30 protein-coding genes are annotated in these 24,876 nt (G+C 66.0%); 9 read left to right on the forward strand and 21 right to left on the reverse strand.

The genetic code is table 11. The features are described from left to right. Nucleotides 1-138: 138 nt before the first annotated feature. The 9 genes from ATE67_RS02915 to ATE67_RS02955 form a co-directional block, all read right to left on the reverse strand. On the reverse strand, nt 139-582 hold the full coding sequence (locus ATE67_RS02915; protein ID WP_156416869.1) for a hypothetical protein: 444 nt from the start codon (nt 580-582) through the stop codon (nt 139-141). Between the two features lie 62 nt (nt 583-644). After that, complete coding sequence (gene gloB, locus ATE67_RS02920; RefSeq protein ID WP_058815251.1) at nt 645-1,367, reverse strand: hydroxyacylglutathione hydrolase; 723 nt, start codon at nt 1,365-1,367, stop codon at nt 645-647. 72 nt (nt 1,368-1,439) lie between these two features. Further along, on the reverse strand, nt 1,440-1,847 hold the full coding sequence (locus ATE67_RS02925) for a VOC family protein (protein WP_058815152.1): 408 nt from the start codon (nt 1,845-1,847) through the stop codon (nt 1,440-1,442). 7 nt (nt 1,848-1,854) lie between these two features. After that, a complete protein-coding gene (locus tag ATE67_RS02930) occupies nt 1,855-2,292 on the reverse strand; it encodes a VOC family protein (protein ID WP_058815153.1) in 438 nt (145 codons plus the stop codon). 9 nt (nt 2,293-2,301) lie between these two features. Then, nucleotides 2,302-2,739, reverse strand: coding sequence for an acyl-CoA thioesterase (locus ATE67_RS02935; RefSeq protein ID WP_058815154.1), 438 nt, complete (start codon nt 2,737-2,739; stop codon nt 2,302-2,304). Between the two features lie 15 nt (nt 2,740-2,754). Continuing rightward, the gene (locus ATE67_RS02940) at nt 2,755-3,513 is read right to left on the reverse strand and encodes an alpha/beta fold hydrolase (RefSeq protein WP_058815155.1); all 759 of its coding nucleotides are present in this window, start codon (nt 3,511-3,513) and stop codon (nt 2,755-2,757) included. 121 nt (nt 3,514-3,634) lie between these two features. After that, nucleotides 3,635-3,889 (reverse strand): DUF6356 family protein, encoded by a 255-nt coding sequence (locus ATE67_RS02945; RefSeq protein ID WP_058815156.1) that lies wholly within the window; start codon nt 3,887-3,889, stop codon nt 3,635-3,637. Between the two features lie 67 nt (nt 3,890-3,956). Then, nucleotides 3,957-4,148 carry a helix-turn-helix transcriptional regulator gene (locus ATE67_RS02950; RefSeq protein WP_058815157.1) on the reverse strand — a complete coding sequence of 64 codons (192 nt, stop codon included), beginning with the start codon at nt 4,146-4,148 and terminating at the stop codon, nt 3,957-3,959. Beyond that, nucleotides 4,145-4,567, reverse strand: coding sequence for a hypothetical protein (locus ATE67_RS02955; RefSeq protein ID WP_156416870.1), 423 nt, complete (start codon nt 4,565-4,567; stop codon nt 4,145-4,147). The genes ATE67_RS02950 and ATE67_RS02955 overlap by 4 nt, the downstream gene beginning before the upstream one ends. 178 nt (nt 4,568-4,745) lie before the next feature. On the opposite strand from ATE67_RS02955, the gene thrS reads away from it, so the two are divergent. Genes thrS through ATE67_RS02970 form a run of 3 tightly spaced genes read left to right on the forward strand, consistent with a single transcriptional unit; the run spans nt 4,746 to nt 8,361 of the window. Continuing rightward, nucleotides 4,746-6,749: a threonine--tRNA ligase gene (gene thrS / locus ATE67_RS02960; RefSeq protein ID WP_058815159.1), complete on the forward strand. Its 2,004-nt coding sequence runs from the start codon at nt 4,746-4,748 to the stop codon at nt 6,747-6,749. Continuing rightward, the gene (locus tag ATE67_RS02965) at nt 6,746-7,603 is read left to right on the forward strand and encodes a metallophosphoesterase (RefSeq protein WP_058815160.1); all 858 of its coding nucleotides are present in this window, start codon (nt 6,746-6,748) and stop codon (nt 7,601-7,603) included. Before thrS ends, ATE67_RS02965 begins: the two co-directional genes overlap by 4 nt. After that, nucleotides 7,600-8,361 (forward strand): sulfite exporter TauE/SafE family protein, encoded by a 762-nt coding sequence (locus tag ATE67_RS02970; RefSeq protein ID WP_231728023.1) that lies wholly within the window; start codon nt 7,600-7,602, stop codon nt 8,359-8,361. The genes ATE67_RS02965 and ATE67_RS02970 overlap by 4 nt, the downstream gene beginning before the upstream one ends. On the opposite strand, the gene ATE67_RS02975 is transcribed toward ATE67_RS02970, so the two are convergent. Together ATE67_RS02975 and ATE67_RS02980 are read right to left on the reverse strand one after the other, a co-directional pair. After that, complete coding sequence (locus ATE67_RS02975) at nt 8,358-10,859, reverse strand: ABC transporter permease (RefSeq protein ID WP_058815161.1); 2,502 nt, start codon at nt 10,857-10,859, stop codon at nt 8,358-8,360. The genes ATE67_RS02970 and ATE67_RS02975 overlap by 4 nt on opposite strands. Nucleotides 10,860-10,896: 37 nt before the next feature. Continuing rightward, nucleotides 10,897-11,607: an ABC transporter ATP-binding protein gene (locus tag ATE67_RS02980; protein WP_058815162.1), complete on the reverse strand. Its 711-nt coding sequence runs from the start codon at nt 11,605-11,607 to the stop codon at nt 10,897-10,899. A gap of 16 nt (nt 11,608-11,623) precedes the next feature. Here ATE67_RS02980 and ATE67_RS02985 point away from each other — a divergent pair, with 16 nt between their 5' ends. Further along, nucleotides 11,624-12,337 carry an arylesterase gene (locus tag ATE67_RS02985; RefSeq protein ID WP_082660165.1) on the forward strand — a complete coding sequence of 238 codons (714 nt, stop codon included), beginning with the start codon at nt 11,624-11,626 and terminating at the stop codon, nt 12,335-12,337. 55 nt (nt 12,338-12,392) lie between these two features. On the opposite strand, the gene ATE67_RS02990 is transcribed toward ATE67_RS02985, so the two are convergent. The 5 genes from ATE67_RS02990 to ATE67_RS03010 form a co-directional block, all read right to left on the reverse strand. Further along, the gene (locus tag ATE67_RS02990) at nt 12,393-13,037 is read right to left on the reverse strand and encodes an MOSC domain-containing protein (RefSeq protein ID WP_058815163.1); all 645 of its coding nucleotides are present in this window, start codon (nt 13,035-13,037) and stop codon (nt 12,393-12,395) included. After that, on the reverse strand, nt 13,034-13,363 hold the full coding sequence (locus tag ATE67_RS02995) for a YnfA family protein (RefSeq protein WP_058815164.1): 330 nt from the start codon (nt 13,361-13,363) through the stop codon (nt 13,034-13,036). The genes ATE67_RS02990 and ATE67_RS02995 overlap by 4 nt, the downstream gene beginning before the upstream one ends. A gap of 86 nt (nt 13,364-13,449) precedes the next feature. Continuing rightward, complete coding sequence (locus ATE67_RS03000) at nt 13,450-13,908, reverse strand: outer membrane protein (RefSeq protein ID WP_058815166.1); 459 nt, start codon at nt 13,906-13,908, stop codon at nt 13,450-13,452. A 196-nt stretch (nt 13,909-14,104) separates the two neighbouring features. Then, nucleotides 14,105-15,355, reverse strand: coding sequence for a 23S rRNA (adenine(2503)-C(2))-methyltransferase RlmN (gene rlmN, locus ATE67_RS03005; RefSeq protein WP_058815168.1), 1,251 nt, complete (start codon nt 15,353-15,355; stop codon nt 14,105-14,107). Nucleotides 15,356-15,524: 169 nt separating this feature from the next. After that, the gene (locus ATE67_RS03010) at nt 15,525-16,268 is read right to left on the reverse strand and encodes an SDR family oxidoreductase (RefSeq protein ID WP_058815170.1); all 744 of its coding nucleotides are present in this window, start codon (nt 16,266-16,268) and stop codon (nt 15,525-15,527) included. 125 nt (nt 16,269-16,393) lie between these two features. On the opposite strand from ATE67_RS03010, the gene ATE67_RS03015 reads away from it, so the two are divergent. Beyond that, entirely contained in the window at nt 16,394-16,786 is a 393-nt protein-coding gene (locus ATE67_RS03015) for a winged helix-turn-helix transcriptional regulator (protein ID WP_058815171.1), read from the forward strand. An 83-nt stretch (nt 16,787-16,869) separates the two neighbouring features. On the opposite strand, the gene ATE67_RS03020 is transcribed toward ATE67_RS03015, so the two are convergent. Next, nucleotides 16,870-17,193, reverse strand: coding sequence for a UrcA family protein (locus tag ATE67_RS03020; RefSeq protein ID WP_058815172.1), 324 nt, complete (start codon nt 17,191-17,193; stop codon nt 16,870-16,872). A 150-nt stretch (nt 17,194-17,343) separates the two neighbouring features. Between ATE67_RS03020 and ATE67_RS03025 the strand changes: the two genes are divergently transcribed. After that, entirely contained in the window at nt 17,344-18,225 is an 882-nt protein-coding gene (locus tag ATE67_RS03025; protein WP_058815173.1) for a LysR family transcriptional regulator, read from the forward strand. 592 nt (nt 18,226-18,817) lie between these two features. Here ATE67_RS03025 and ATE67_RS03030 read toward each other — a convergent pair. Further along, entirely contained in the window at nt 18,818-19,315 is a 498-nt protein-coding gene (locus ATE67_RS03030; protein ID WP_058815174.1) for a hypothetical protein, read from the reverse strand. A gap of 166 nt (nt 19,316-19,481) precedes the next feature. On the opposite strand from ATE67_RS03030, the gene dnaN reads away from it, so the two are divergent. Beyond that, nucleotides 19,482-20,597 carry a DNA polymerase III subunit beta gene (gene dnaN / locus ATE67_RS03035; protein ID WP_058815175.1) on the forward strand — a complete coding sequence of 372 codons (1,116 nt, stop codon included), beginning with the start codon at nt 19,482-19,484 and terminating at the stop codon, nt 20,595-20,597. After that, on the forward strand, nt 20,597-21,070 hold the full coding sequence (locus tag ATE67_RS03040) for a hypothetical protein (RefSeq protein WP_058815176.1): 474 nt from the start codon (nt 20,597-20,599) through the stop codon (nt 21,068-21,070). Before dnaN ends, ATE67_RS03040 begins: the two co-directional genes overlap by 1 nt. A 153-nt stretch (nt 21,071-21,223) precedes the next feature. Here the strand turns inward: ATE67_RS03040 and ATE67_RS03045 are convergent, their stop codons facing one another. Beyond that, entirely contained in the window at nt 21,224-22,564 is a 1,341-nt protein-coding gene (locus ATE67_RS03045) for a PQQ-dependent sugar dehydrogenase (RefSeq protein WP_058815177.1), read from the reverse strand. A 171-nt stretch (nt 22,565-22,735) separates the two neighbouring features. Between ATE67_RS03045 and ATE67_RS03050 the strand changes: the two genes are divergently transcribed. Beyond that, on the forward strand, nt 22,736-22,951 hold the full coding sequence (locus ATE67_RS03050; RefSeq protein ID WP_082660166.1) for a hypothetical protein: 216 nt from the start codon (nt 22,736-22,738) through the stop codon (nt 22,949-22,951). Nucleotides 22,952-22,954: 3 nt separating this feature from the next. Here the strand turns inward: ATE67_RS03050 and argC are convergent, their stop codons facing one another. Further along, nucleotides 22,955-23,875, reverse strand: a complete 921-nt coding sequence (gene argC, locus ATE67_RS03055) for an N-acetyl-gamma-glutamyl-phosphate reductase (protein WP_058815178.1) — start codon at nt 23,873-23,875, stop codon at nt 22,955-22,957. 4 nt (nt 23,876-23,879) lie between these two features. Beyond that, complete coding sequence (locus ATE67_RS03060) at nt 23,880-24,824, reverse strand: C40 family peptidase (RefSeq protein ID WP_231728024.1); 945 nt, start codon at nt 24,822-24,824, stop codon at nt 23,880-23,882. Between the last annotated feature and the right edge of the window lie 52 nt (nt 24,825-24,876).

Below are 24,876 nucleotides of genomic sequence, written 5' to 3' on the forward strand. Positions count from 1 at the left end.
CCGCCGAGAAGAAGGTGCGCAAGCGACCATCTCGGCTTCAGCCGATGCAGAGGGAGACTGGCCCCTGTGTTGCAGGCGGGGGTTGCGACCCGAAGAACTCGGCGCAAACCGGCCCCCGCCTGCGACCGAGCATGATGCTCAGCCAGCGTCCCCCGCCGGTTTGCGATAGGGGACGAATTCGCCGAAGACGCAGGTCGGGCCGCGGATACCGCTCGTGCGGTCGACCAGATGGAAGAAGTCGCCCTCGCAGGTCGATGAACCGAACTGCTGGACGACCATGATGTCGCTGTCGCGGGCAAGGCCGGGACAGACGCCCTTCAGATTGTTGCGATAGACCAGCTTTCCGCTGGCGCGATAGAGCAGGATGTCGTCCGAAACGCGGATCGTCTGATTGCTTTGATAACTGGGAAGACAGCGGATCGGTTCACCGGGGACCTTGCCTGCCAACTGCTTGTCGAGCCGTTCGGCCTGCTTCGGGGTGAGCGCCGCTGCGCCGGGCTCCGCGGTCCCTGCGGGGGCGCAGCTCGCGATCAGCGGCGCGGCGACCAGCGCCATCGCTGCGGTGCCTATCCTCTTCGACATGATCACACTCCTTGCAGCATCGACGATGCTGGCAATCTGAAACTGAACGCGCGCTGAAGCCATTAGGCGGCGTCCTTGAGCGCGCGGATACGGCCGAGTTCGGCTGCGGTCCCGGCGCGCAGGAAGGGGTTGGTCGCGCGTTCGGCGCCGATGCTGGTGGGAACCGTCGGCTCGCCGGCAGCGCGCGCGGACTCGACCGCGGCCAGCCGCTCGGCGAGCGCAGTATTGTCGGGATCGACCGTCACGGCGAAGCGCGCGTTCGACAGCGTATATTCGTGCGCGCAATAGACCCGCGTCGCATCGTCGAGCGTACCGAGCCGCTGCATGTTCGCAAACATCTGTTCCGCCGTGCCTTCGAACAGCCGGCCGCAGCCCATCGCGAACATCGTGTCGCCGACGAAGATCGCGGCGTCGTCACCGAAATGATAGGCGATGTGTCCCGCGGTGTGTGCGGGAACGTCCCACACGTCGGCGACATGCGCCCCTAGCTTGACCCGGTCTCCGCCTTTCACCTGCACATCCAGCGTCGGGATGCGGGCGAACTCGGCCGCCGGGCCAGTGATCGTGCAACCAGTCGCCTCCTTGATCGCGGCGTTGCCGCCGGTGTGATCGGGGTGCCAGTGGGTGTTCCAGATGTCGGTGATCGTCCAGCCGCGCTCCTTTGCGGCTTCGAGTACGGGTTCGGCGACCGCGGGGTCGACGACCATCGTCGCTTTGCTCTCAGGCTCGTGGACCAGCCAGACATAATTGTCGCTGAGGACCGGAATGCGGACGATGTCGAGCACGCTCACCTCTGTCTCCTCTCGCTCCGGCCTCATGTCTCCCTGACGGAGCGGTTGGCCGCCAGCCTTGGCCGGTCAGGTCGCAATGGCGTCATAACCTTTCGCGTTGAACGCGATCAGGCAGAAACCGTTGCCGAACGGATCGGCGAACATGGCCTGTCTGCCATAGGGCAAGTCCAATGTCTCACCTTCCTGCACCGCTCCGGCGCGAATTGCTTTCGCTATGGCCGTATCGAGGTCGTCGACGGCGAAATCGGGATGCACCGGCGTCCAGTGCCGATCATATCGTCGCACGCCGCCGCCCGCCGGGCCGATCGTGGACCCGTCGGGTTTTAAGATCAGATAGATCGGTGCATCGCTGCCGAGGAGTTCGACGATATCCGCAGCGAACCGGCGGCCGACGGTCAAAGCCAATGCCTGGGTGTAGAAGCGTTCGGCCGCCGCAAGATCGGGGACGTCGATGTTGATCAACAGTCCCGGCATGGTCCGCTTACCAGACTCCGGTGTTCGGCATCGACGCCCAGGGTTCCTGCGGCGGTAGATGGCCTTCCTGCAACAACTCGACCGAAATGCCGTCGGGCGAGCGCACGAACGCCATATGGCCGTCGCGCGGCGGGCGGTTGATCGTCACGCCGGCGTCCATCAGCCGCTGGCAGGTGTCGTAGATATTCTCGACCCGGTAAGCGAGGTGCCCGAAATTGCGCCCGCCCGAATATTCCTCGGGCGCGCTGCCGTCTTCGGGCGGCCAGTTATAGGTCAGCTCTACCTCGGCCACCCCCGCCTGCCCGGGCGGCGCAAGAAAGATCAGCGTAAAGCGGCCTTGCTCGCTGTCGAAGCGGCGCACTTCCTCCAGCCCGATCAGCTTGAAGAAATCGATGGTGGCGTCCGGATCCGACACGCGGATCATCGTGTGAAGATATTTGGTCATGGCGCCTATCTAGGCGCGAAGCGCGCGACCTTCAAACGCTTCGAACAGGGATACGAATTCATCGGGCACCGGCGCTGTCGCGCCCTGCGCCTCCTCGACATGGACGCTCACCTCCAGCCCCGTCGCGCGCAGATCGTCTTTGCCTGCGCCGTGCAGCTCGAACAGGAAGGTCATCGAGCTGCGTCCGACGCGCGAACAGCGCACGCAAATGTCGATTTCCTCGTCGAGCAGGATGGGCACCTTGTAATCGACTTCAGCGCGCGCGACGTGGAACTCAGGGCTGTTGTTCGCGGGCCAGCGGTCATAGACTCCGGCTGCGCGCCAATATTCGGTGATGCCGATGTCGAAATATTCGAGGTAGCGACTGTTGAACACCACCGCCTGCGCGTCGATCTCGGCATAGCGGACGCGCTTCTTGACGCTGAACTTGAAATCGCTGCGAGCCATATCTGTCCTTTGGTTTCAGGTCGCGAGCCGCGCGACGGTATCGATCAGGAGCGCGATGTCGGTGTCGCGCGAAAGGCGGTGATCGCCGCCCTTGACCAGCGTCACCTGCACATCCTCGCTCGCCAGCGCAGCCGACAGGCGCAGGCTGATCTCGGGCGGCACGTCGCCGTCCTCTTGTCCGTGGAGCAGCCGCACCGGGCAGGCGAGGGGGATTTCCGAATCTAGCAGCCGGTTTGCCTCGCCCGACTGCCAGAAACGGCGCGTCGTCATATAGGGCTGGTCGCTGTACGGCGTCTCTTCGAGCAATGCCCCTTCGGCGAGGATGATCGCTTTCTCGGCATCGCTGAAGCCCCACTCGGTAAAATCCGGCGCGGCCGCGATCCCGACGAGCCCGGCAACCCGCGCCGGCCCGTCGCGCTGAACCAGCGCGAGCGCGGTCAGCAGCATCAGCCAGCCGCCCATCGACGACCCGACGATGATCACCGGCCCCTCGGTCTTCGCATCGACCAGGTCGAGCACATCGCCCCGCCAGTCGAGCAGCGTCTGCTCGGCAAACAAACCGTCCGAAAGCCCGCATCCGGCATAGTCGAGGAGCAGGCACGCATGGCCCTCGGCCGCCGCCCAATCGAACAGCGCGGTCGCCTTGCCGCCCGCCATGTCGGACATATAGCCCGGCAGGAAGACGATCGTCGGCCCGGCGCCGGGCGTGTGACGATAGGCGAGCCGCGGGCGGCCCGGCCGGTCGAGATAGCTGGGCGCGGTAGCGTCGCTCACTCTCTAATTCCGTTCGTGTCGAGCGACGTCGAGACACCCATGGGGACAATATAAGATCGAGAGGCCTCTCGACGTCGGCGGATGCGAACGCGATATTGTGCGTGGCCGATAAGCACGCCGCTCAGATCACCCAGTCGATCGTGCTCATCTGCATCACGGCCTGCCCCTTGGCGCGCCGCTGTTCGACCATGATCTTGTTGAGCCGCTGGATCGTGTCGCTGCCGGTGGTGATGCACCAGCCGGGCACGACGGCATGGACCAGCGCGCAGACGCCGCCATAGATCATCGTCACCCCGAATTTGGACGCGACGCCGAAATGCTCGATGTAATTCTCATCGACGCTCTTCGGGTGATCGACGAACAGGCGCTTGAACATGGCGGGATCGCTCCTTTCCGGCTGCCGCCGCCCTAGCGGGGCGGCGGCGGGGGAGCAAGGTTGCCGTTCAGTCGCGCTGGAAAATCTCTTCGATCCGCATGTCGAACAGGTCGGCGATGCGAAAGGCAAGGGGGAGCGACGGATCATATTTCCCGGTCTCGATCGCGTTGACCGACTGGCGCGATACCTCCAGCCGGTCGGCCAGGTCCTGCTGGCTCCAGTCGCGTTCGGCGCGCAGCACTTTCAGCCGGTTTTTCACGCGCAGCCGCCGACGGTGCCCATCGTCACCTTATTAAAGAATGCGCCGAGTCCCAGCCCGACGAACCAGAAAAAGGCGGCGCCGAACCCGCCGTTGCCCGGTGCAACGAGGTCGTAATTCTGCAGGAATTCCCAGATCGTCATGACAGTCAGGCAAAAGCCTGTAGCGAACAGGCATTGGCGGACCTGAAGCATGCGGATGAACTCGTCGGGTTCCTCGACCAGCAGCCGCATGACCGCCCAGAAGACGCCGATGATCGGCAGCGCCGGAGCGATCGCCAGCGCATAGGCGGGGATACCGGCGATACTGGTGTGCCGAAAGGTCCAGCCCGCGGTAAAGATCAGCATGATATAGATGCTCATCAGCACCGCCATGCGGATCAAATAGCGGCGGGTCGCGGCACTTCTGTACATAGCCATGTCAAGGAACCTCCATAAATTGACAAGTCTACTTTACTCGATTCGCCCGCTTAGTCAAGTGACATTGACATACTGACAAGGCCGCCACTCATTACGGATGCGCCGCGCCCCTTGCGGCGGCGCAGTATGGCTGGCAAAGGGGCGCCGCACTTTTGCGCGAAGAAAGGCCGATTTTTAAATGTCCCAGATGATCCGCGTCACCCTTCCCGATGGCTCTGCCCGAGAAGTCGGGCGCGGAACCACCCCGGCGCAGATTGCGGCGAATATCGGACCCGGCCTTGCGAAGGCGGCGCTCGCCGCGAAAATCGACGGCGAGCTGCGCGACATCATGCGCCCGCTCGAAGAAGACACGAACCTCGCGCTGGTGACGAGCCGCGACGAGGCCGATGCGCTCGAACTCGTGCGCCACGACTTTGCGCATGTCCTGGCCGAGGCGGTGCAGAACCTGTTTCCCGGCACGCAGATCACCTTCGGTCCCTCGACGAACGACGGCTTTTACTATGACTTCGCACCGACCGCCGAGCACGGCCCGTTCCGCGACGAGGAGCTGCCGCTGATCGAGGAGGAGATGCGCAGGATCATCGCCGCCGACCTGCCGCTGACGCGCGAAGTGTGGGAGCGCGACAAGCTGATCGCGAAGTGGGAGGCCGAGGGCGAGACGTTCAAGGCCGAATGGGCGCACGAATTGCCGGAGGGCGAGGAACTGACGGTTTACCGTTCGGGCGAAGGCTGGATGGACATGTGCCGCGGGCCGCATCTGGCGTCGACCGGCAAGCTCGATCCGGCGGCGTTCAAGCTGACGCGCGTTTCGGGCGCCTATTGGCGGGGCGACCAGAAGAATGCGCAGTTGTCGCGCATCTATGGCACCGGCTGGCTCAACAAGAAGCAGCTCGCCGAGCATCTCGTCCGGCTGGAGGAGGCCGCCAAGCGTGACCATCGCAAGATCGGCCGCGAGATGGACCTCTTCCACCTGCAGGAAGAGGCGCATGGCAGCGTCTTCTGGCACCCCAAGGGCTATCGCATCTACCGCGAGCTAGAGGCCTATATGCGCCGCGCGATCGACGGCGCGGGCTATCAGGAGGTCAAGACCCCGCAGGTGATGGACGCCAAGCAGTGGGAACAATCGGGCCACTGGGGCAAATATCGCGAGAATATGTTCGTCATCCCCGACGAGGTGCCGAACATCGAGGATGACGGCCCGCTGGTCTCGGACCACGCCGAGTGGATGGCGCTGAAGCCGATGAACTGCCCTGCGCACGTCTTGATCTTCCGTCAGGGGATGAAGTCGTACCGCGACCTGCCGTTGCGCATGGCCGAAATGGGCTGCTGTCACCGAAACGAGCCGCACGGCGCGTTGCACGGCATCATGCGCGTGCGCCAGTTCACCCAGGACGACGGCCATATCTTCTGCCGCGAGGATCAGATCGTGGAGGAAGTGCGCGCCTTCTGCGAACTGCTCGACCGCGTGTACAAGCAGCTCGGGTTCGAGAAATATGCGGTGAAGCTCGCGCTGCGCCCCGACATGCGCTTCGGCACCGACGAAATGTGGGACAAGGCCGAGGCGGAGCTGCGCGAAGCCGTCGCGCGCGCCGGCATGGCGAACGACGATTATGGCTGGGAAGAACTACCGGGCGAGGGCGCTTTCTATGCGCCCAAGCTCGAATTCCACCTGACCGATGCGATCGGCCGCACGTGGCAGTGCGGGACGATCCAGTCCGACCGCGTGATGCCAGAACGCCTCGACGCGAGCTACGTTGGCGAGGATGGCGAGCGCCACCGGCCGGTGATGCTCCACCGCGCGATCCTCGGCACCTATGAACGCTTCATCGGCATATTGATCGAGCATTTCGCCGGCCGCTTCCCGACCTGGCTCGCGCCGGTGCAGGCGGTCGTCGCGACGATCGTGTCCGACGCCGACGCATATGCCAAGGATGCCGTGGCGCAGCTGACCGCCGCAGGCATCCGCGTCGAGGCCGACGTTCGCAACGAGAAGATCAACTACAAGGTCCGCGAACACAGCCTCGCCAAGGTCCCCTATCTGCTTGTGGTCGGCAACCGCGAGGCCGAGGAAGGCACCGTCGCGATCCGCACCCTCGGGCAGGACGGCCAGCGCATCATGCCGCTCGCCGAAGCGATCGCGATGCTGAAGGGCGAGGCCACCCCGCCGGACCTCAAGGATTGAGAGCGAAACCGCGGCGGCGATGGCGGCGCTGGGCCGCGCTTCTGGCATTGCTCGGCGGCGCGATCCTCGCGCGCGGCTACTGGAATTCGACCCGCGACCCCGTCGTCCGCACCGCGGCGGTCGCGGTCGCCAACTGGCCTGCGGGGCAAGCCCCGCTGCGGGTGCTGCTCCTTTCGGACACGCATGTCGCGGGGCCCGACATGCCGCCCGCCCGGCTTGCACGGATCGTCGACAGGCTCAACCGGCTGAAACCCGATCTGGTCCTGATCGCGGGCGACCTCGTCAGCGAAAAGCGCACCGCGACGCATATCTACACGCCCGCCGAGATCGTCGCGCCCCTCGGGCGGCTGCGGGCGCCACTTGGCGTCATCGTCGCGCCCGGCAATCACGATCACTGGTTCCGGCCCGACGCGCTGCGCGGCGCGCTCGAGGCACGAGGGCTGCGCGTCCTGCAGAACGAGGCGGTGAAACGCGGTCCGCTGATCATCGGCGGGGTCGACGATGACTACACGCGGCACGACGATATTCCCGGGACGCTCGCCGCGATGGACGCGCTCGGGCCGGGCGTGCCCGTCATCGTCTCGCACAGCCCCGACATCGTCCCCGGCATCGGCCGTCCGGTCGCGGCGGTGTTCGCGGGGCATACGCATTGCGGGCAAATCCGCCTGCCCGTGATCGGCGCGCTGACCTATGTGTCGCGCTACGGCAATCGTTTCGCGTGCGGCGACATCACCGACAACGGCCAGCGGCTGTTTGTCGGCGCAGGGCTCGGGACAAGCATCCTGCCGCTTCGCTTCAACACGCCGCCCGATGTGTGGCTGGTGACGCTCGGGCCGCAGGGCGCTGCCCGGTGAACGGCGCGCTCCACCTTGTCGGCCTCGCGCCGCTGACTTTCGCGGGCGCGGCCGCGATGACGTTCGGCGCGGCCTTCGTGCGCGGCCTGACCGGCTTCGGCATGGCGATCATCCTCGTGCCCCTGCTCGGCATGCTTATGCCGCCGGGGCAGGCGGTGGTGCTCGGGATCATCCTGCAACTGCTGATCGGTCCTGTTGGATTTCGCCGGATCGCAAACGACGCCGACCGTCGCACCGCCGTTCCTATCGCCATGCTCGCGATGCTCGCGACCCCGCTGGGCATGCTCGCGCTGAAGGCCGTGACCCCCGACGTTGCGCGGCTCATGATCGCGATCATCGCGATCGGTGCCTTTCTGCTGATCCTGATGCCGCAGCATCCCGACGGCCATCGGCCCGGCCCGGCCGCTATCGGAGCGACCGGTATCGCCTCGGGCATCCTCACCGGTTTCGCCGCAATGCCCGGCCCGCCGGTTGTGCCCTTCTACCTCCGCCAGCGGATTGCGCCCGCGACCGCGCGTGCATCGATGATGCTCGTCTTCTTCGCGACCGCGATTGCGGGAACGCTTGCGTCGCTCTGGCTCGGCCTCGCAACGGCCAAGCTTTTCATCCTGGGGCTGCTGCTATTCATTCCGATGCTGCTCGGCGACCATGCCGGCGCGCGCCTGTTCGGACGCGTGCCGGTGCCGGTCTGGCGCAGCATCGTCGCGGTCGTCCTCGGCGTCGCGGGCATATCTGCGCTCGTCCGTCTGCTGAACTAGAGACTCCGTAGCGCCTGCGCGGGCTTGGCGGAGAGCAAGGGCCAGCTCCCCGCAATCCCGATCAGGAACGACAGGCCCGCGCCGCCGATCAGCGTCAGTCCGACGATCAGCGGATCAGGTGCGAAGGTGAAGTCGAAGATCCGCGTCACGACATACCAGGCCCCCGCGAGCCCAAGGCCCAAAGCCAGCACCGCGAGAATGGCCGCCAGTACCGCATATTCCATCGCCTGCGCGCCGAGGATCTGGCCGCGCGTCGCGCCCAGCAGCTTCAGGATCACGCTGTCGTACACGCGCCGCTCGCGGCTCGCGGCGATCGCGCCGATCAGCACCGCGATGCCCGCGAGGATTGCGATGCTTGCCGCCGCCGCGATCGCCTGGCTCATCTGGGTAAGCAGGGTCGTGACCTGGCCGATGACTTCGCGCACCTGAATCAGCGACGCCGAGGGAAAAGCGCGAGGCAGGCTGCGGGCCAGCGCGATTTCGGCCTGCTGGCCGACCGCGACCGTTGCGACCATATTGTGCGGCGCCGCGTCGAGCGTGCCGGGCGAGAAGACGAGGACATAGTTGAGGCCGAAATTATTCCATTCGACGGTGCGGAACGATGCCACTTTCGCCTGAACCTCGACCCCCAGCACGTTGACCGACAGCGTGTCGCCGAGTTTCAGGCCCAGCGATGCCGCGACCTCCTGTTCGACGCTGACCAGCGGCGGGCCCTTGTAATTCGATGGCCACCACTGGCCCTCGACCAGCTTGCTGCCGTTCGGCAGCGTCGGGCTGTAGGTCAGGCCGCGGTCGCCGCGCAGCACCCAGGCGCCCTCGGGGATCTCGGCGAGTTCGTCGACTCGCTGGCCCTTGTACTCGGTGACGCTGCCGCGCATCGCGGGGATCATGTTGATCTGGGCGCCGGGGTCCGTCTTCGTGATCACGTCGCGGAAACGGGCCGCGTCGCCGCGCGGAATGTCGAGGATGAAGAAGCTTGGCGCGCGTTGCGGCACCGTCCGCGCGATCTCGGCGGTGATGCTCGTCTGGATCGCGGCGAGCGTCACGAACAGCGTCAGGCCCAGCCCTAGGGCCACGACCAGCGCCCCCGTCGCAGCACCCGGCCGGTGCAGGTTCGCGACCGCGAGACGCAGCAGCGGGCGCTTGGGCCGCGGCACCCGGCTCGCCGTTCGGCGCACCAGCCAGCCGAGCCCGACGAGGATCAACAACAGGCCGATCGCCGCGCCGATGAAGGCGAGCGCGAACAAAGGCTCGCGCGCCGTCCCGACCGCCAGCGCGATGATCGCCGCCAGCGCCGCGCCGACCGAAATCACCGTCCGACGGTCGATCCGCGCGCCGCCGTCGACCGTCGCGCGATAGAGCCCAGCCGCCGGGACATGCCGCGTCGCCGCGAGCGGGGGCAGGGCAAAGGCGATTGCGATCAGCAGGCCATAGGCCGCGCTGACGATCAGCGGCAGCGGATAGAGCGCGAACCCAGGCCGGACCGGCAGCACGTCGCCCGCGACTGCGCCGATCAGGCGGGGCATCAGCGCGCCGACGACCAGCCCGGCGGCGATCGACGCCGCGGCGACCGCGAGGATCTGCAATCCATAGATGCGCAGCACCGCCGCACTGTCGGCGCCCAGCACCTTCAGCGTCGCGAGCCCCGGCCGCTTGCCCGCGAGATAGCTCGCGACGCCGTTGCCGACGCCGATTCCAGCGATCACCAGCGCCGCCAGCCCGACCAGCGACAGAAACTGTCCCATCCGTTCGATGAAGCGCCGCGTTCCGGGCGCGCCATTGCTGCTGTCGGTGATGTCCCAGCCGGCGCCGGGGAATTTCGCCGTCAGCGCCTTGCCGACTGCCTCGGGGTTGGCGCTGGCCGGCAAGCGAACGCGATATTTGCTTTCGTACAGGCTGCCCGGCTGGATCAACTGCGTCGCGGGTAGGTCCCCCAGCCCGATGATCGCCACCGGACCCAGCGTGAAGCCTTCGCCGAGCCGGTCGGGCTCCTCGGCGATGATGCCGTCGATCCTGAAGCTCTTTTCGCCGAACTTCACATCGCCGCCGACCTTCAGGTCGAGCCGCGAGGCGAGATCCTTGCCGATCCAGATCGATCCGGCGGGCGGCGGGCCTTCGCGGACGCCGCTCTCCAGCCGCATCGTGCCGTAGAGTGGGTAGGCTCCGTCGATAGCTTTCAATTCGGACAGCAGCGCGTCGCCGCCCGGCGCATTCGCCATCGCGCGCAGCCGCACGGTCGCCGACGGCGTGCCGATGCTGCGAAAGCCTGCCATTTCCTCGGCTGTGGCTTCGCGCTGCGGCAGGCTGAATTCGATGTCGCCGCCGAGGATCGTCTGTCCCCGCCGTTCCAGCTCGGAGGTGATCCCGCTGGTCAGGCTGCCGATCGCCGCCAGCGTCGCAACGCCGAGGAACAGGCAGACGGCGAGCAGGCGAAGCCCGCGGATGCGCGTCGCCAGATCGCGCCGCGCGATCCGCCAGAGAGTCGCGAGCGGCAACATCAAATCCTCCCCCGCTGTGGGAGGGTCGTCAGGCCCCTCACGTCCTTTCCTCGATCTTCCCGTCGTGCATCACGACGACACGGTCGCAATTCGCGGCAAGATCCGGATCATGCGTAATGATCAGCAGCGTCGCGCCCAGCGCCGCGCGGCGCGCGAAGATCAGCTCGATGATCGACTGCCCGGTCGTGGTGTCGAGATTGCCCGTCGGCTCGTCGGCGAAGATGATCGCGGGGCTGCTCGCCATCGCGCGCGCGATGGCGACGCGCTGTTGCTCGCCGCCCGACAGCTGCGCCGGATAATGGGTCAGGCGGTGTCCGAGGCCGACGGCCTCGAGCTCAGCCTGCGCCTTGCCGAACGGATCGTCGATCCCGGCGAGCTCCAGCGGCACCGCGACATTCTCGAGCGCAGTCATGGTTGGGAGCAGGTGGAAGGCCTGCAACACGATGCCGATGCGCCCGCGCCGTGCGCGCGCAAGGTCGTCTTCGTCCATCGCCGCGAAATCGAGGCCTGCAACGCGGATCGTCCCGCCGCCGGCGCGTTCGAGCCCCGCGAGCACCGCCATCAGCGAGCTCTTGCCCGATCCCGAGGGGCCGAGCAGCGCGACCGAACTTCCCGCATCGACCTCCAGATCGACCCCGCGCAAAATTTCGACGGGGGCCTTGTCGCTCCCCAAAGTCAGCGTCACATTATGGGCGGCGATCGCCAGATCAGGCGCCCCCGTTTCTTGGGGTCGTTCAGCGTGGGACAAGAAGGAGTCCTTTGGAATGAAAACGGCCGGATGGCGGTCTGCCTTGATATATGGTTGCGTTATCGCGCTTTGCCAACCGCTTGCGGCGTGTGGCTCGGCGGAGGCGCCGGCGGCATCGACGAACGACCAGGGCGATGCGAAGGCGGTCGCTGCGATCCCGGCGAACGCGCCGCTGGTGATCGCCTTCGGCGACAGTCTCTATGCCGGCTATCAGCTTGGTCCGAAGGAGGGTCTCGCGCCGCAATTGCAGGCCGCGCTGGCCGAGGATGGTGTGGTCGCACGCGTGCAGAACGCCGGTGTCTCGGGCGACACGACCGCGGCGGGGCGCCAGCGCCTGACCTACGTCCTCGACAACGCGAAGACGAAGCCCGCGCTCGTGCTGCTCGGACTTGGCGGCAACGACATGCTGCGCGGCATCGACGCCGCCCAGACGCGCGCCAACCTGGACGCGATGCTCGCCGAACTTCGCAAGCGCGAAATTCCGGTGCTGCTCACCGGCATGATTGCCGCGCCCAATATGGGTCCGGACTATGCGAAGAAATTCAACGCCATCTATCCGGAACTGGCCGCCAAATATGAGGCGAGCCTCTATCCCTTCATCCTCGACAATGTGGTCGGCAAGCCCGACCTGATGCTCGGCGACCATATTCACCCCAATGCGAAGGGGGTGAAGGTCGTGGTCGAGGGACTGGCGCCGCTCGTCGAGGATGCACTGCCCGGTCCTGGCTGAGCTGCATCATGGCGAGGAGCCAAGCGACGCGGCAATCCGGCGGTGGAGGGAGAGGCTACCCCAGCAATTTCTCCGCCCGTGCGCGCCAGCTCGTCGCGAGCGCATCCATTGCGGCGAGCGCGCGCAGCGCCTCCGGCTCGCGCTTGCCGGCGCCGCCAACGAGCAAATGAAACACCCGCTCGACGCTCCACTCGGGCAGCGGTCTGTCGACCAGTTCCAGTGTGTGGCCCCCGGCGACCACGCCTTCCTCGATCACCCGGTAATACCAGCCGCTCCGCCGCGTCGTCACCACCGTCGCGGGCACCGTCGCGACGCCGAAGCGGTGCCCCAGCTTCCAGCACGGCTGGCGGCCCTGGCTGATCTCGACCAGCGCGCTGCCGAGGCGATAGCGGTCGCCGATGCAGGCCTCGCTCTCGATCAGCCCCGCCGTCGAGATATTCTCGCCGAACGCGCCGGGCGCCTCCAGCAGCGCATGGCCGCCGAGCGTTTCGGCCCACCACGCATAATGATCGCGTGGATAATGGTGGATCGCCTTGTCGACGCCGCCATGCACCGTCAGGTCGGCCTGTTCGTCGCCGTCGATGCCCAGCAGGCCGACGTGTAGCGCCCGATCGACCGGCGTCTTAGCGATTGCGCTCGCCTCGTCGCCGCGAAAGGGGCGCGCCTTACCCGTCAGCACCGCATCGATCGCATAGCTCACGCGGTCGCTCCCCGCGGCCCGAAGAGGATGATCGCCGCGCCACCAAGGCAGACCGCGGCACCGATCAAGTCCCACCGGTCGGGCCGCGCCCCCTCGATCGCCCACAGCCAAAGCAGCGCCGCAACGATATACACCCCGCCATAAGCGGCATAAGCGCGCCCGGCATGATCAGCATCGACCAGCGTCAGCAGCCAGGCGAACAGCGCCAGCGAGGCCATGCCCGGCACGAGCCACCAGATGGGCTTGTCGAGTTTCAGCCACGCCCAGAAGGCAAAGCATCCGGCGATCTCGGCCAGCGCGGCGCCGATGTAAGCGAAAGCGGTCATGCGCTCACCGTGGCCGGGTCGCACCCAAAAGAAAAGGGGCGACCCGCAGGCCGCCCCTCGCTTTGCTTTCGCGCGTCCCGAACGGATCAGAACGCCAGGCCGATGCCGGCGGCGACGGTGTCGAAGTCGCCGAAGTTGCCGATGAACTGGTGGCGATATTCCACCTTGCCATAGACGTTCTTGCCGAACTTGTGCTGGTAACCGGCGCCGATGTACGGATCGTCGATGTCGCTGAAGGTATAACCGCCGGTCACATAGGCCTTGCCGGCGGTGCCGACCTTGGCGCCCACGCGGCCACCGGCCGAGAACTGGACGTCTGCGCCGTCCTGCAGGACCTTGTCGCCAGCGACTTCCGCACCGGCGAACGCCGTGCTGCCGAGGTCGAAGTCATAACCGGCCGCGAGACCCGCGGTGGCTTCGTCGACGCCATTGCCCCAGATATAGCCGCCGCGCAATTCGACGCGGGCCTCACCGCCGTCCTGGGCGAGCGCGGGGGTGGCAACGACGGCCGAGAGGAGAGCGGCTGCAACTGCGAACTTCTTCATTGTCTTTTCCTTTTTCTTCCATTCGAACCACGCCCTTTGGGTCGCGGCCCAGCGCTCAAATCGGTGTTCGTACCTGTCGCTTCAATGAATGCATCGTTCAGACAATGACAATTTTATTACCTGTGTTATTTCGGCAACACGCATAGCTATGCAATCGCCGCCGAAAGCGTCGAGAGCCCCTTGAACTGTCGGCTAATCAGCCTAGCGCCGCCTGCTTCTCTTCGGCGATGCGGTCGAGTTCGGCGCGGGTCGGCTTGGTCGCCGCGCTCTTCAGCTGTCCGCACGCCGCCATGATGTCACGCCCGCGGGGGGTGCGAACGGGGGCCGAGATGCCGGCCTTGAAGATCAGGCTGCTGAACGCCTTGACCCGCTCGGGGGTCGAGCATTCATAGGGCGCGCCGGGCCAGGGGTTGAACGGGATCAGGTTCACCTTCGCCGGCAGCTTATACTGCTTGATCAGCCGGACGAGCTCGCGCGCATCCTCATCGCTGTCATTCTTGTCCTTCAGCATCACATATTCGAAGGTGATGCGCCGGGCATTGTTGGCGCCCGGATAGTCGGCGCATGCCTGCAGCAGCTCCTCGATGCCATATTTGCGATTGAGCGGCACGATCTCGTCGCGGATTTCCTTGTTCACCGCGTGCAGCGACACCGCGAGATTGACCCCGATCTCCTCGCCCGCGCGCGCCATCATGGGCACGACGCCGCTCGTCGACAGCGTGATCCGCCGTTTCGACAGCGCGAGGCCTTCGCCGTCCATAACGATCTTCAGCGCGCCCTTGACCTCGTCGAAATTATACAGCGGCTCGCCCATGCCCATCATCACGATGTTGGTCAGCATCCGGCCGTCGTCGGTGTAGTGGCCCGCCGCGTCGTCATCGGCGTCCTCATCCTCAGGATCGGCGCCGAAACCGGCCATCGTGCCCTTCGGCCACTCGCCCAGCGCATCGCGCGCCAGCAGCACCTGTCCGACGATCTCGCCCGCGGCGAGGTTGCGGACGAGGCGCATCGTGCCCGTATGGCAAAAACGGCAGTTCAGCGTACAGCCGACCTGGCTCGACACGCAGAGCGTTCCCCGATCGGCATCGGGGATGAAGACCATCTCATATTCCTGGCCGTCGGCGGCGGCGAGCAGCCATTTGCGCGTGCCGTCGTTCGACACCTGCGCCTCGCGCACGGTCGGGCGGCCGATGATGAAACGATCGGTGAGCCAGGGACGCATCGTCTTGGCGATGTCGGTCATCGCCTCGAAATCGGTGACGCCGCGGTGATAGATCCAGTGCCAGATCTGCTTCGCGCGCAGCTTCGCGCCCTTGGCGTCGAGGCCCGCCTCGACCAGCACCGCGCCGATCGCGTCGCGGGTCAGCCCGACAAGGTCGATGCGGTTGCCGCCGCGCAGCGGAACGGTGCCCGTCGTGACGGGGTCGATATGGCCGGGAATCTGCATGATGCGCGGCCATATAGGGGGGAAGGCGGAAAAGCGCAATTGGGCCGCGAAAACCCCTCCCGCTTGCGGGAGGGGCAGCGAGACTTGCGGGCTTGCACGCTAGTCGCAGCGGGGAGGGGGGGATGCCACAAGCCCTCGACCGACGCCTCCCGCAAGCGGGAGGGGAGGATCAAAGCGACGCCAGCATCGCCAGAACCTGCGGCACGCTGCCATTCGCCTCGGCATTGCGCAGCGGCAGCACATTCTGGACCAGGATTTCCGCCGGTGTCGGCTGCTGCGCAAACAGCGTCATCACCTCGTCGGCATAATCGTCGAGCGGCATATAGCCCTCGCGCGTCGATTGTCCGGGCGTCAGGTCGGTGCGCACCGCGGGCGGCGCCAGCTCGATCACCTCGACCTTACCCTCCAATTGCACGCGGAGCGCGACCGAATAGCTGTGCATCGCGGCCTTGCTTGCCGAATAGGTCGGCGCCTTGGGGAGCGGCACGAAGGCCAGGCCCGACGTCACATTGACGATCGCGCTGTCCGCCTGCTTCGCCAGATGGTCGATCAGCGCGTCGGTCAGCCGGATCGGGCCGAGGATGTTGGTGACGATCATATCATCCGCCGTGGAAAGATCGCGCGCCGCGGTCGCGTCTTCATAGCCCATGATGCCGGCATTGTTGACGAGGACGTTGAGCTCGGGGAACTGCGCCACGATGTCGGCGGCGAAGGCGGCGATCGCGGCGGCGTCGGTCACGTCGAGCGCATGCGCGTGCATGTTGTCGCGTCCCGCAACCGCGCTTTCCAGCTTCGCGGCGTTTCGCCCGGTGACGATCACGGTGTTGCCGGCGTCGTGCCAGCGCTGCGCGAGGGCGAGCCCGATGCCCGAGCCGCCGCCGGAGACGAGGATGGTGTTGCCTGAGGTCTTCATGATCTTTTCTCCACAAAGAATGTTCGGGGGTGGTGAGAAGGCCTGAATATCCCTATACTCTCCAAAAGAAAGAAGGCACCCGAAAGTGCTATAGTTACCCGAATGAGAGATTTGGATTTTCCGCCATGACCGCACCCGAAAAAAATGCACATCACCCGCTCGAGAGCGTCGATCCGCGCGTCGAAGCGCTGGTGACCGAGCTGATCGGGCGAGTCGCCGACAAATGGACCTTGCTGATTCTGGAGGAACTCGAGGATCATGGCACGTGCCGATTCACCGAGCTGTCGCGGCTCGTCCCCGGCATCAGTCAGAAGATGCTCACACAGACGCTGCGCGCTATGGAGCGCGACGGCTTGGTCCGCCGCACCGTCTATCCGGTGATCCCGCCCAAGGTCGAATATGATCTGACCGACCTCGGCCGCAGTCTCGGCGAGGCCTTCTGCGGGGTATGGCACTGGGCGGGAGAAAATCTCGGCCGCGTCGAATCCGCGCGCAAGTCGTTCGACGATCGCGGCTGACGACAGAAAATCAGGGCCGCGATCCAGTGGATACCGCGGCCCTGACAGGTGTCGGCGAGTGCCTGCCGATAGTGGTCGAGGCCTTATTTCCGGATCGAGGCGACACGCACCGGTTCGCCGCGCGAGGCGCCTGCGATCACCTGATCGGCCTTGGCCGACGCGGCTTGCAAGGTATCGCGGCGGCATTGGCGAATGTCGTTCTTGCCCGCGACATCGAATTCGGACGTCGTGCCGCACACGGCGACGACGGCGCGCCATACGCGGTGCTGCAACGTCTTGGCGCCGCCCGGGGTGGCGAGGTCGAGGTCCTGATGTTCCACGACCACCGTCTGGGTAATGGGTTCGGCGAGGACGGGCTGGACCAGCGAGGTCGCGGCCAGCGCGGCGAGGATCAGAGTCTTTGTCATCTTGATTCTCCATCGGCCGGCTGAAGGAGGGGAGGAAGCCGGTGGAGAACCAGATAATCCATCGTTCCGCGTGATTGGAGCAACGATGTTGCGCGACCATTCTGCAAAATTGCAGAATGAGGCGCGGGCGATTATGTCGCACAAGGCATCATGTACGATTGGAACGACCTCAAGGCCTTTCTGGCGGTTGCCGAGACCGGAAGCACGCTGTCGGCGGCGCAGACGCTGCGTGTCAGCCAGACGACGGTCGCGCGGCGCATCGCGGCGCTGGAGGCTGCGACCGGCCTCAACCTCTTCGAGCGGCGGCAGGCGGGCTATGCTCTGACCCCGGTGGGCGAGGCGATGCTCGCGCGCGCCGCCGACGTCCGCGACGCCGCCGAACGCTTCGGCGAGGCGGCGGGCGCTAGCTCGCGCGACGCGGGCGGCACGGTCAGCCTGACGGTGATGGAAATCTTTGCGGTCACGATTTTGCCGCCGATCCTGCGCGACCTCCGCGCCGCGCACCCCGAAATCCATCTGCATCTCGACACCTCGGACGAGCCGCGCGACCTGGCGTCGGGCGCCGCCGACATCGCGATCCGCAGCAGCAAGCAGCCGACGGGCGCCGGCCTCGTCGGGCGCCGCATCGCCGACAATCCGTGGACTGTGTATTGCAGCCGCGACTATGCCGACCGCCACGGCATCCCGCACACACGCGACGAACTGGCGGCGCATCCCTTCATCGGCGGTGGAGGCTATGTCTGGGAGCCCTATCAGGCGTGGCTGCGCCATCACCGGCTCGAGGATTCGGTGGTGATCCGGTACGACACCAGCACTGGGCTGCTCGCGGGAGTGCGCTCGGGCATGGGGCTCACCATCCTGCCCGCCTTTCTCGCCGACCGCGAACCCAATCTCGTCCGCTGCATCCCCACGATGAGCGACGACAGGACGGGGCTCTGGCTGCTCACGCACGAGCGGCTACGCCATGTGCCACGCGTCCGGCTGGTGCTCGATTTCCTCGCGGCCGAACTGACGAAGCTGGGGCGGGAGTAGGCGAGACACGATGTGCGATGTGACGGCTGCTGACGACCGGTTGCGGCCTACTTAACCCCGTTCGCATCGAGCGAAGTCGAGATGCCCCTCGGCGTGGCGCAAGGTCGATGGGTGTCTCGACTGCGCTCGACACGAACGGAAAAGAGAGGTGACCGGTTTCGACCGGTTGCCGCCGTCTCTTTTATCGTCATCCCGGACTTGATCCGGGATCCATAGCCGCGCCGTCGTAATGGATCCCGGATCAAGTCCGGGATGACGACGGTAGGAAGCGATCGAAATAAGCCGTCGCCCCCGCGCAGGCGGGGGCCGCAGTCGGTCTAACTCTGGCGGCCCAGGAACAGGCCGCCAGCGGCCCCCGCCTGCGCGGGGGCGACGGTTGGGTGGAACGGCAGCTAACCACCCCAAACCCGACATTCGCCGCGCAAAATAACGCTGTCCTACAATATCTCGCCGATCTAGCCTCGCTGACCATGACGTGCGACATCATTTTCCTCCCGACCATGACCGGTGCGTCGTCACGCCCCCCCGGCGCGCGACGAAGGTCTATTTGCGAGTGAAGTTACGCAGAAATCCGCCCTTTCCCGAAACGGCCTCAGCGAATGCTCGCACACCCCAGGGCGGCCGCATCGATCGCCGTCGCGGCGCCGCGCAGCCGGTAGGTGTCGGCGATCGTCCGGCCGCTGTCGGTGCTGCTCTCGACGCTCATGCTCGGCGCCGACCGCATCGCGGCGATGATCGCGGCGTCCATCCGGGCATCGCTCGCCCAGCCGTGGAGGCCGTTGCCCGTTAGCACGAAACGCCGGCTGCCGATGGTCAAGCGCAGGTCGCGCCCCGGCGCGCGCGCCTTCGACAGGCGGACATAGAATTGACCGCGAATGCGCGATTTCGGCCAATAGCCGACGCTGGCATAGGCCTTGACCTGAGGCGTCCCCACCGTCGCGGCGGGGGCGGCGAGGGCGTAACAACGCGGCGTCGCCGGCTCGCGAAAGGCGCCCCAGCCGTCGAAAATGCCGAGTGCGGTGCGCGGGGCGGCCAGGGCCGTGACGGGAAGCGCCGCCGCAATCAGGAAAAGGAAGGCCGTCCGCCGCATTGCGCCCCGTTTGCCCGAATGGAATTGCTTTGCAAGCATGGCTTGCACGGCGCGTGGCGCACGTTAAGGAAGGTGGACATTTTCGGGGGACGGGATTCGGGGCGAAATGCCCGCTCCGCCGAGCTCTCAGGGACTTTTCCCCGCACTACAGGGATGGCGAATTAGAATGAAAGCGACGATCGAACGCGCAGTGCTTCTCAAAAGCCTCGGCCACGTCCAGTCCGTGGTCGAGCGGCGAAACACCATTCCGATCCTTTCGAACGTTCTGATCGAGGCCGATAGCAGCGGCCAGCTGAAGCTGATGGCGACCGATCTCGACCTGCAGGTTGTCGAAACGATCGCCGCCAAGGTCGAGACCCCCGGCACAACCACCGTGTCGGCGCACACGCTCTTCGAAATTGCCCGCAAGCTGCCCGAAGGATCGGAGGTCAGCCTGGCTGCCGCGGAGGGCAAGATGCAGGTCAAGGCCGGCCGCTCGAACTTCAACCTGCCGACGCTGCCGCGCGACGACTTCCCGGTGATTGCCGAGGGCGACCTGCCGACCAGTTTCGAGCTGCCCGTCGCCGAGCTCATCCAGATCATCGACAAAACGCGTTTCGCGATTTCGACCGAGGAAACGCGCTATTATCTCAACGGCATCTTTTTCCATGTTGCCGAGGATGCGACGGGTCCGGTGCTGAAGGCCGCGGCGACCGACGGCCACCGCCTCGCGCGCTACACGGTGACGCGTCCCGACGGCGCCTCGTCGATGCCCGACGTCATCGTTCCGCGCAAATGCGTCGGCGAAATCCGCAAGCTGCTCGACGAGGCGGAGGGCAATGTCGAGATCAGCCTGTCGGCGTCGAAGATCCGCTTCCAGCTCGGCAACGCCGTGCTGACGTCGAAGCTGATCGACGGGACCTTCCCCGACTACAGCCGGGTCATCCCGACCGCGAACGACAAGCTGCTCAAGGTCGATCCGAAGAGCCTGTATCAGGGCGTCGACCGCGTCTCGACCATCGCCAGCGAAAAGACGCGCGCGGTCAAGGTCGGCATCGACAAGGATCGCATCACCCTGTCGGTGACCAGCCCCGAGAACGGCACCGCAGCCGAAGAGGTCGCCGCGGCTTACGACAGCGACGCGATCGAGATCGGCTTCAACGCCCGCTATCTCAGCGACATTCTGGGCCAGGTGGACGGCGATACGGTCGAACTCCACCTCGCCGACGCCAATGCGCCGACCTTGATCCGTGAGAGCGAGAAAAGCCCGGCGCTGTACGTCCTGATGCCGATGCGCGTCTGATGGTGCGGCGGGCGCTGATCCTGTCGGCGGTCCTGCTGACCGTGGGTTTTGCCGGCACAGCGCAGGGACAGGCGATAAGCGCCCAGGATCGCGCCGATGCCCGCTGTTTCCTCGCGATGCACATGCTGAGGGCGAAAGCGACGGAGGCGGGGACCGAGCTTTCGGCGGCCGACAACGCCAGGATCGACGCTATCGCGATCTATTTCGTGGGCAAGGTTCGCGGACGTCATCCTGTTTCGACATCGATTGCCGCGATGCTCCCTGTCGAGACGGTCAAGGACGTTGCCGCCAACGCTGCGAAAGAGGCGGGTCCCTGCATCGCCGAAAGCAAGCAATATGCGACGGACCTCGGTGTCGCGGTTCCGATCATCCAAGAAGCGTCGCGACAGCTGAACGCAGAGGCTGCCGCGCTGGATGCCGAGAACGAAAAGCTGGAGGCCGAGATCGCGCGGCGGAAAGCCGCTGGCAACTAGGAGCCGAGCCGCAGCGGCGCCTTCTGCCTTTTAGGTTCGGCCCGCCCCGAAATTTGCGCAGATAGCGCTCCGGCGACGTGAGGAGCGCGACGCCGCGGACAGAAATGGTGCCTCAATTGGCCCGTGCAAAAGCCAAGCGCTCCATGCGCCCTGCTAGCCTGCCTTCGACACCCGCCAGATCATATTGCCCGTATCGTCGGCGATCAGCGCGCTGCCGTCTTTGGCCACCTTGACGTCGGCCGGACGGCCGCGCGTCGTCTTGCCATCCTTGGCAAGGAACTGGTCGACCAGCGTCACTGGCAGGACGTTGAGCGGCTTGCCGTTCGCGCCGAACTTGACGAACACGACGCTGTAGCCCGACACCGGCTCGCGGTTCCACGAGCCGTGCAGCGCGATCAGCGCGCCGTTCGCCCAGCGTTCGCCCAGGTCGAGCTTGTCGGTGAAGGTGAAGCCCAGCGGCGCGACATGGGCGCCGAGGCCATATTCGGGGCGCTTCACATATTGGCGGCGGTCCTCCGCTTCGGGCTCGACCCGCGGGTCGATGAAGCCGCCCCAATAATACCAGGGCCAGCCATAGAAATCGCCCTCGGCGACGTCGGTCAAATAGTCGGGGGCCAAGTCGCTGCCGAGCATGTCGCGCTCGTTGACGACCGTCCACAGCCGATCGCTGCCCGGATAGAAAGCGAGACCGACCGGATTGCGGATGCCCGCCGCAAAGGTGCGCACATATTTATTCTCGGGCCGCACCTCGAGCACGCCGGCGCGGCGGAACTCGCGGCTCATGCCCTTCTCGCCGATATTCGAATCCGCGCCGACGCCGACGTAGAGCCAGCCGTTGGGCGCGGCGACGAGGCTCTTGGTCCAGTGGCGGTTGGTGCCCTTGGCGGGCAGGTCGACGAGCTTGGTCGGCTTGCCGCTCATCGTCGTTTCGCCCTCGACATAGGGAAAGGCCAGCAGCGCGTCGGTGTTGGCGACGTAGAGCGTCTTGCCGATCAGCGCCATGCCATAAGGCGAGTTGAGCCCGGTGATATAGGCGGTCTTGACCTCGGCCTTGCCGTCGCCGTCGGCGTCGCGGAGCAGGGTGATGCGGTTCGCGGACTTGCCGCCGGCGCCTGCCTTACTCATCAGGCGGCCCATGACCTTGCCCTCGATCCCCGACGTGTCGCGCGGCGGGCTTTGCGCTTCCGCGACAAGCACGTCGCCGTTCGGCAGGACGAGTATCGAGCGGGGATGATCGAGCCCCTCGGCGAAGCGTGCGACCTGCAGCCCCTGCGCGGCGCGCGGCGCTTGGCCGGCGGGCCATTTGGTCGCCTCGGGGACGTTGACCGTCGGGAAGCTCTCGACCTTCTGCGACGCCATCACTGGCACGCGGCCGCTGAGTTCGGCGGTCGAGAAGCGCGCCACATCGGGCCGCGACATCACATAAAGGGTGATCCCCCCGGCAACGATCAGGACGACAAGGGCGAGAGCGACATATTTCAGGATTTTGCGCATGGCCGCATTCTTACACAGCGAAAGCGCGGCGGCAAAGGCTCGATTGGGTGGCTGCATGGTTAACCAGCAAGATCAGGCAATTAACCTTACCTGTCTGTTCATCACGCTCGGGAACGGCGCGGTGATGCGGGGTTGCTAGAGCGGCCTTCGAAGCAACGGACCGGGAACTCCATGCAACTGCCAGCGCCATTCCTAGCCGACCGCAAGGCGGTGGACGATGCCCATGCGATGATCGTCGAGCATGGGGAAGAAGCCGGCTTCGCCGCGGCGGCGCGCGCCGAGCAGTATCGCGTTCTCGGCAACCACGTCCATTTCGCGCGCTGGCGCCAGATCGAGCGGTTGATCACCTATCTGTCGATCGACGTCGCGCTCGACACCGTCCACTAAGGCTTAAAGCCGCAGGCCCGCGGTTTCGGGCAAACCCGCCATGATGTTGAGGTTCTGGACGCACGCGCCGCTGGCGCCCTTGCCCAGATTGTCGAGCCGCGCAACCAGCCGCAATTGCGTGCCGTCGGGGCTCGCGTAGAGCATCAGCTCCATCCGGTCAGTGGCCTCGTCGCTCTTGCGCAGCAGCAGTTCGCTTTCGTCGGCGGCGCGGCGCACGCCGACAATCGGGGATCCCTCGAAATGCGCGACAAGCGCATCGAAAGCCGCGTCGGCCATTGGCGCGTCAAAGCTCAGCGGCACTTCGACGAGCATACCGCGATAAACCGGCACCACCGCCGGCGCGAAGATCGGGGCGTGCGCGAGGCCTGCGCCCTTCGTCATTTCAGGCACATGCTTGTGCGCGAGGTTGAGGCCGTAACTGCGGAAGCCGATGTCTTCGTCGGTCTCGAAGCGCGCAATCAACTCCTTGCCGCCGCCCGAATAGCCCGAGACTGCGTTGACGCTGAGCCGGGCGTCGCGGTCAACGATCCCGGCCGCGACGAGGGGGGCCACGAGCGCAAGGAAACCGGTCGGATAGCAGCCGGGGTTGCTCACGCGCGTCGAGCTAGCGATGGCGTCGTATTGTGCTGCGCTGAGTTCGGGGAAACCATAGGCCCAGCCGGGTGCGACGCGATGCGCGGTCGATGCATCGATGATCCGCACGGCGGGATTGGTCACCATCGCGACGGCTTCGATCGCCGCGACATCGGGCAGGCAGAGAATGACGAAATCGGCCCCGTTCAGCGCCTCGGCGCGACGCGCGGCGTCCTTGCGCTCGGAATCGGGCAGGGCGATCAGCGAAAATTCGCTCCGCCCCGCCAGCCGTTCGGCGATTTCCAGGCCCGTCGTTCCCGCCGCGCCGTCGATGAAGACCGTCTGTGTCATTGGCTTATCGCAGTCGTTTAATGCCGCTGACCGGGACTTCATTGCCCTTGGCCGCCGAACGCTTCGCGACGTCGGCGAGCGGCTCGACGCGCACTTCCATCCACTGGCGGCTCGCATGGATGATATTCTGATGGTCGGCCATGATGCCGACATGGCCGGGGAAGAAGACCAGGTCACCGCGCGCCAGGCTGGCCGGGTCGACATCCTTGTCGGGGCCGAGCGACGCCAGCTGGAGGTCGCTGTCGCGCGGCAGCTGGATGCCCGCGGAGGCCCAGGCGAGCTGGACGAGGCCCGAGCAATCGATGCCTTTTGCGGTGCGCCCGCCCCACAAGTACGGCGTACCCGTCATCGTTTCGGCGACCCCCGCCGGATCGTCATCTTCGGCGCCGACCTCGACCAAGGCGGCGAGGGGCAGATAGCCATGCGCGGTCCTGAGCCACTCGCCGTCGGCCTCGCCCATGACGAGCGCGCCGCGCGGCAGGACGGCGGGGCCGCCGCTCGCCGCATCGGGGTCGGCGTGAAGCATCGCCTCGATCATGGCGACCCGGTGCGTCGGCGCGATCGGCGACGCGAGCGCCTCGGCGGCGAGATAGCCGACATAATGGTCGGCGAGGCAATAGCCCCACGCCCAGCCGCCGGTGAGGTCGAGCAGCGCGAAACCCTCTCCGAACAGCAATTCGGTCGACTGTTCGGCATCGAGCGAGGGGGCGCTGCGGATCGCCGCGGCGGGCAACACGCCGCTCATCATCATCGGCGCCGCATAATGCGGTGCGAAGTGCGTCCCGGCGACCGCGATGTCGGCGAGGTCGGGGCGGATCGCGACGATGCGCGGGTCGAACGCTTGCGAGGTGCCGGTCAGCCCGAAGCGGTCGCGTCCCTGTCCGGCGACGCCGGGACGTCCCATCCGCACGCGGTTCGCCGCTGAATTTTCGACACTATTCGCTGTCACTTGCCGTCCTGTAAGAAACCGTTTTCCGCGCCCCGCGGGCAATCGCGGCGCA

This window comes from Sphingopyxis sp. H050, assembly GCF_001468265.1.
In the GTDB taxonomy this organism is placed as follows: domain Bacteria; phylum Pseudomonadota; class Alphaproteobacteria; order Sphingomonadales; family Sphingomonadaceae; genus Sphingopyxis.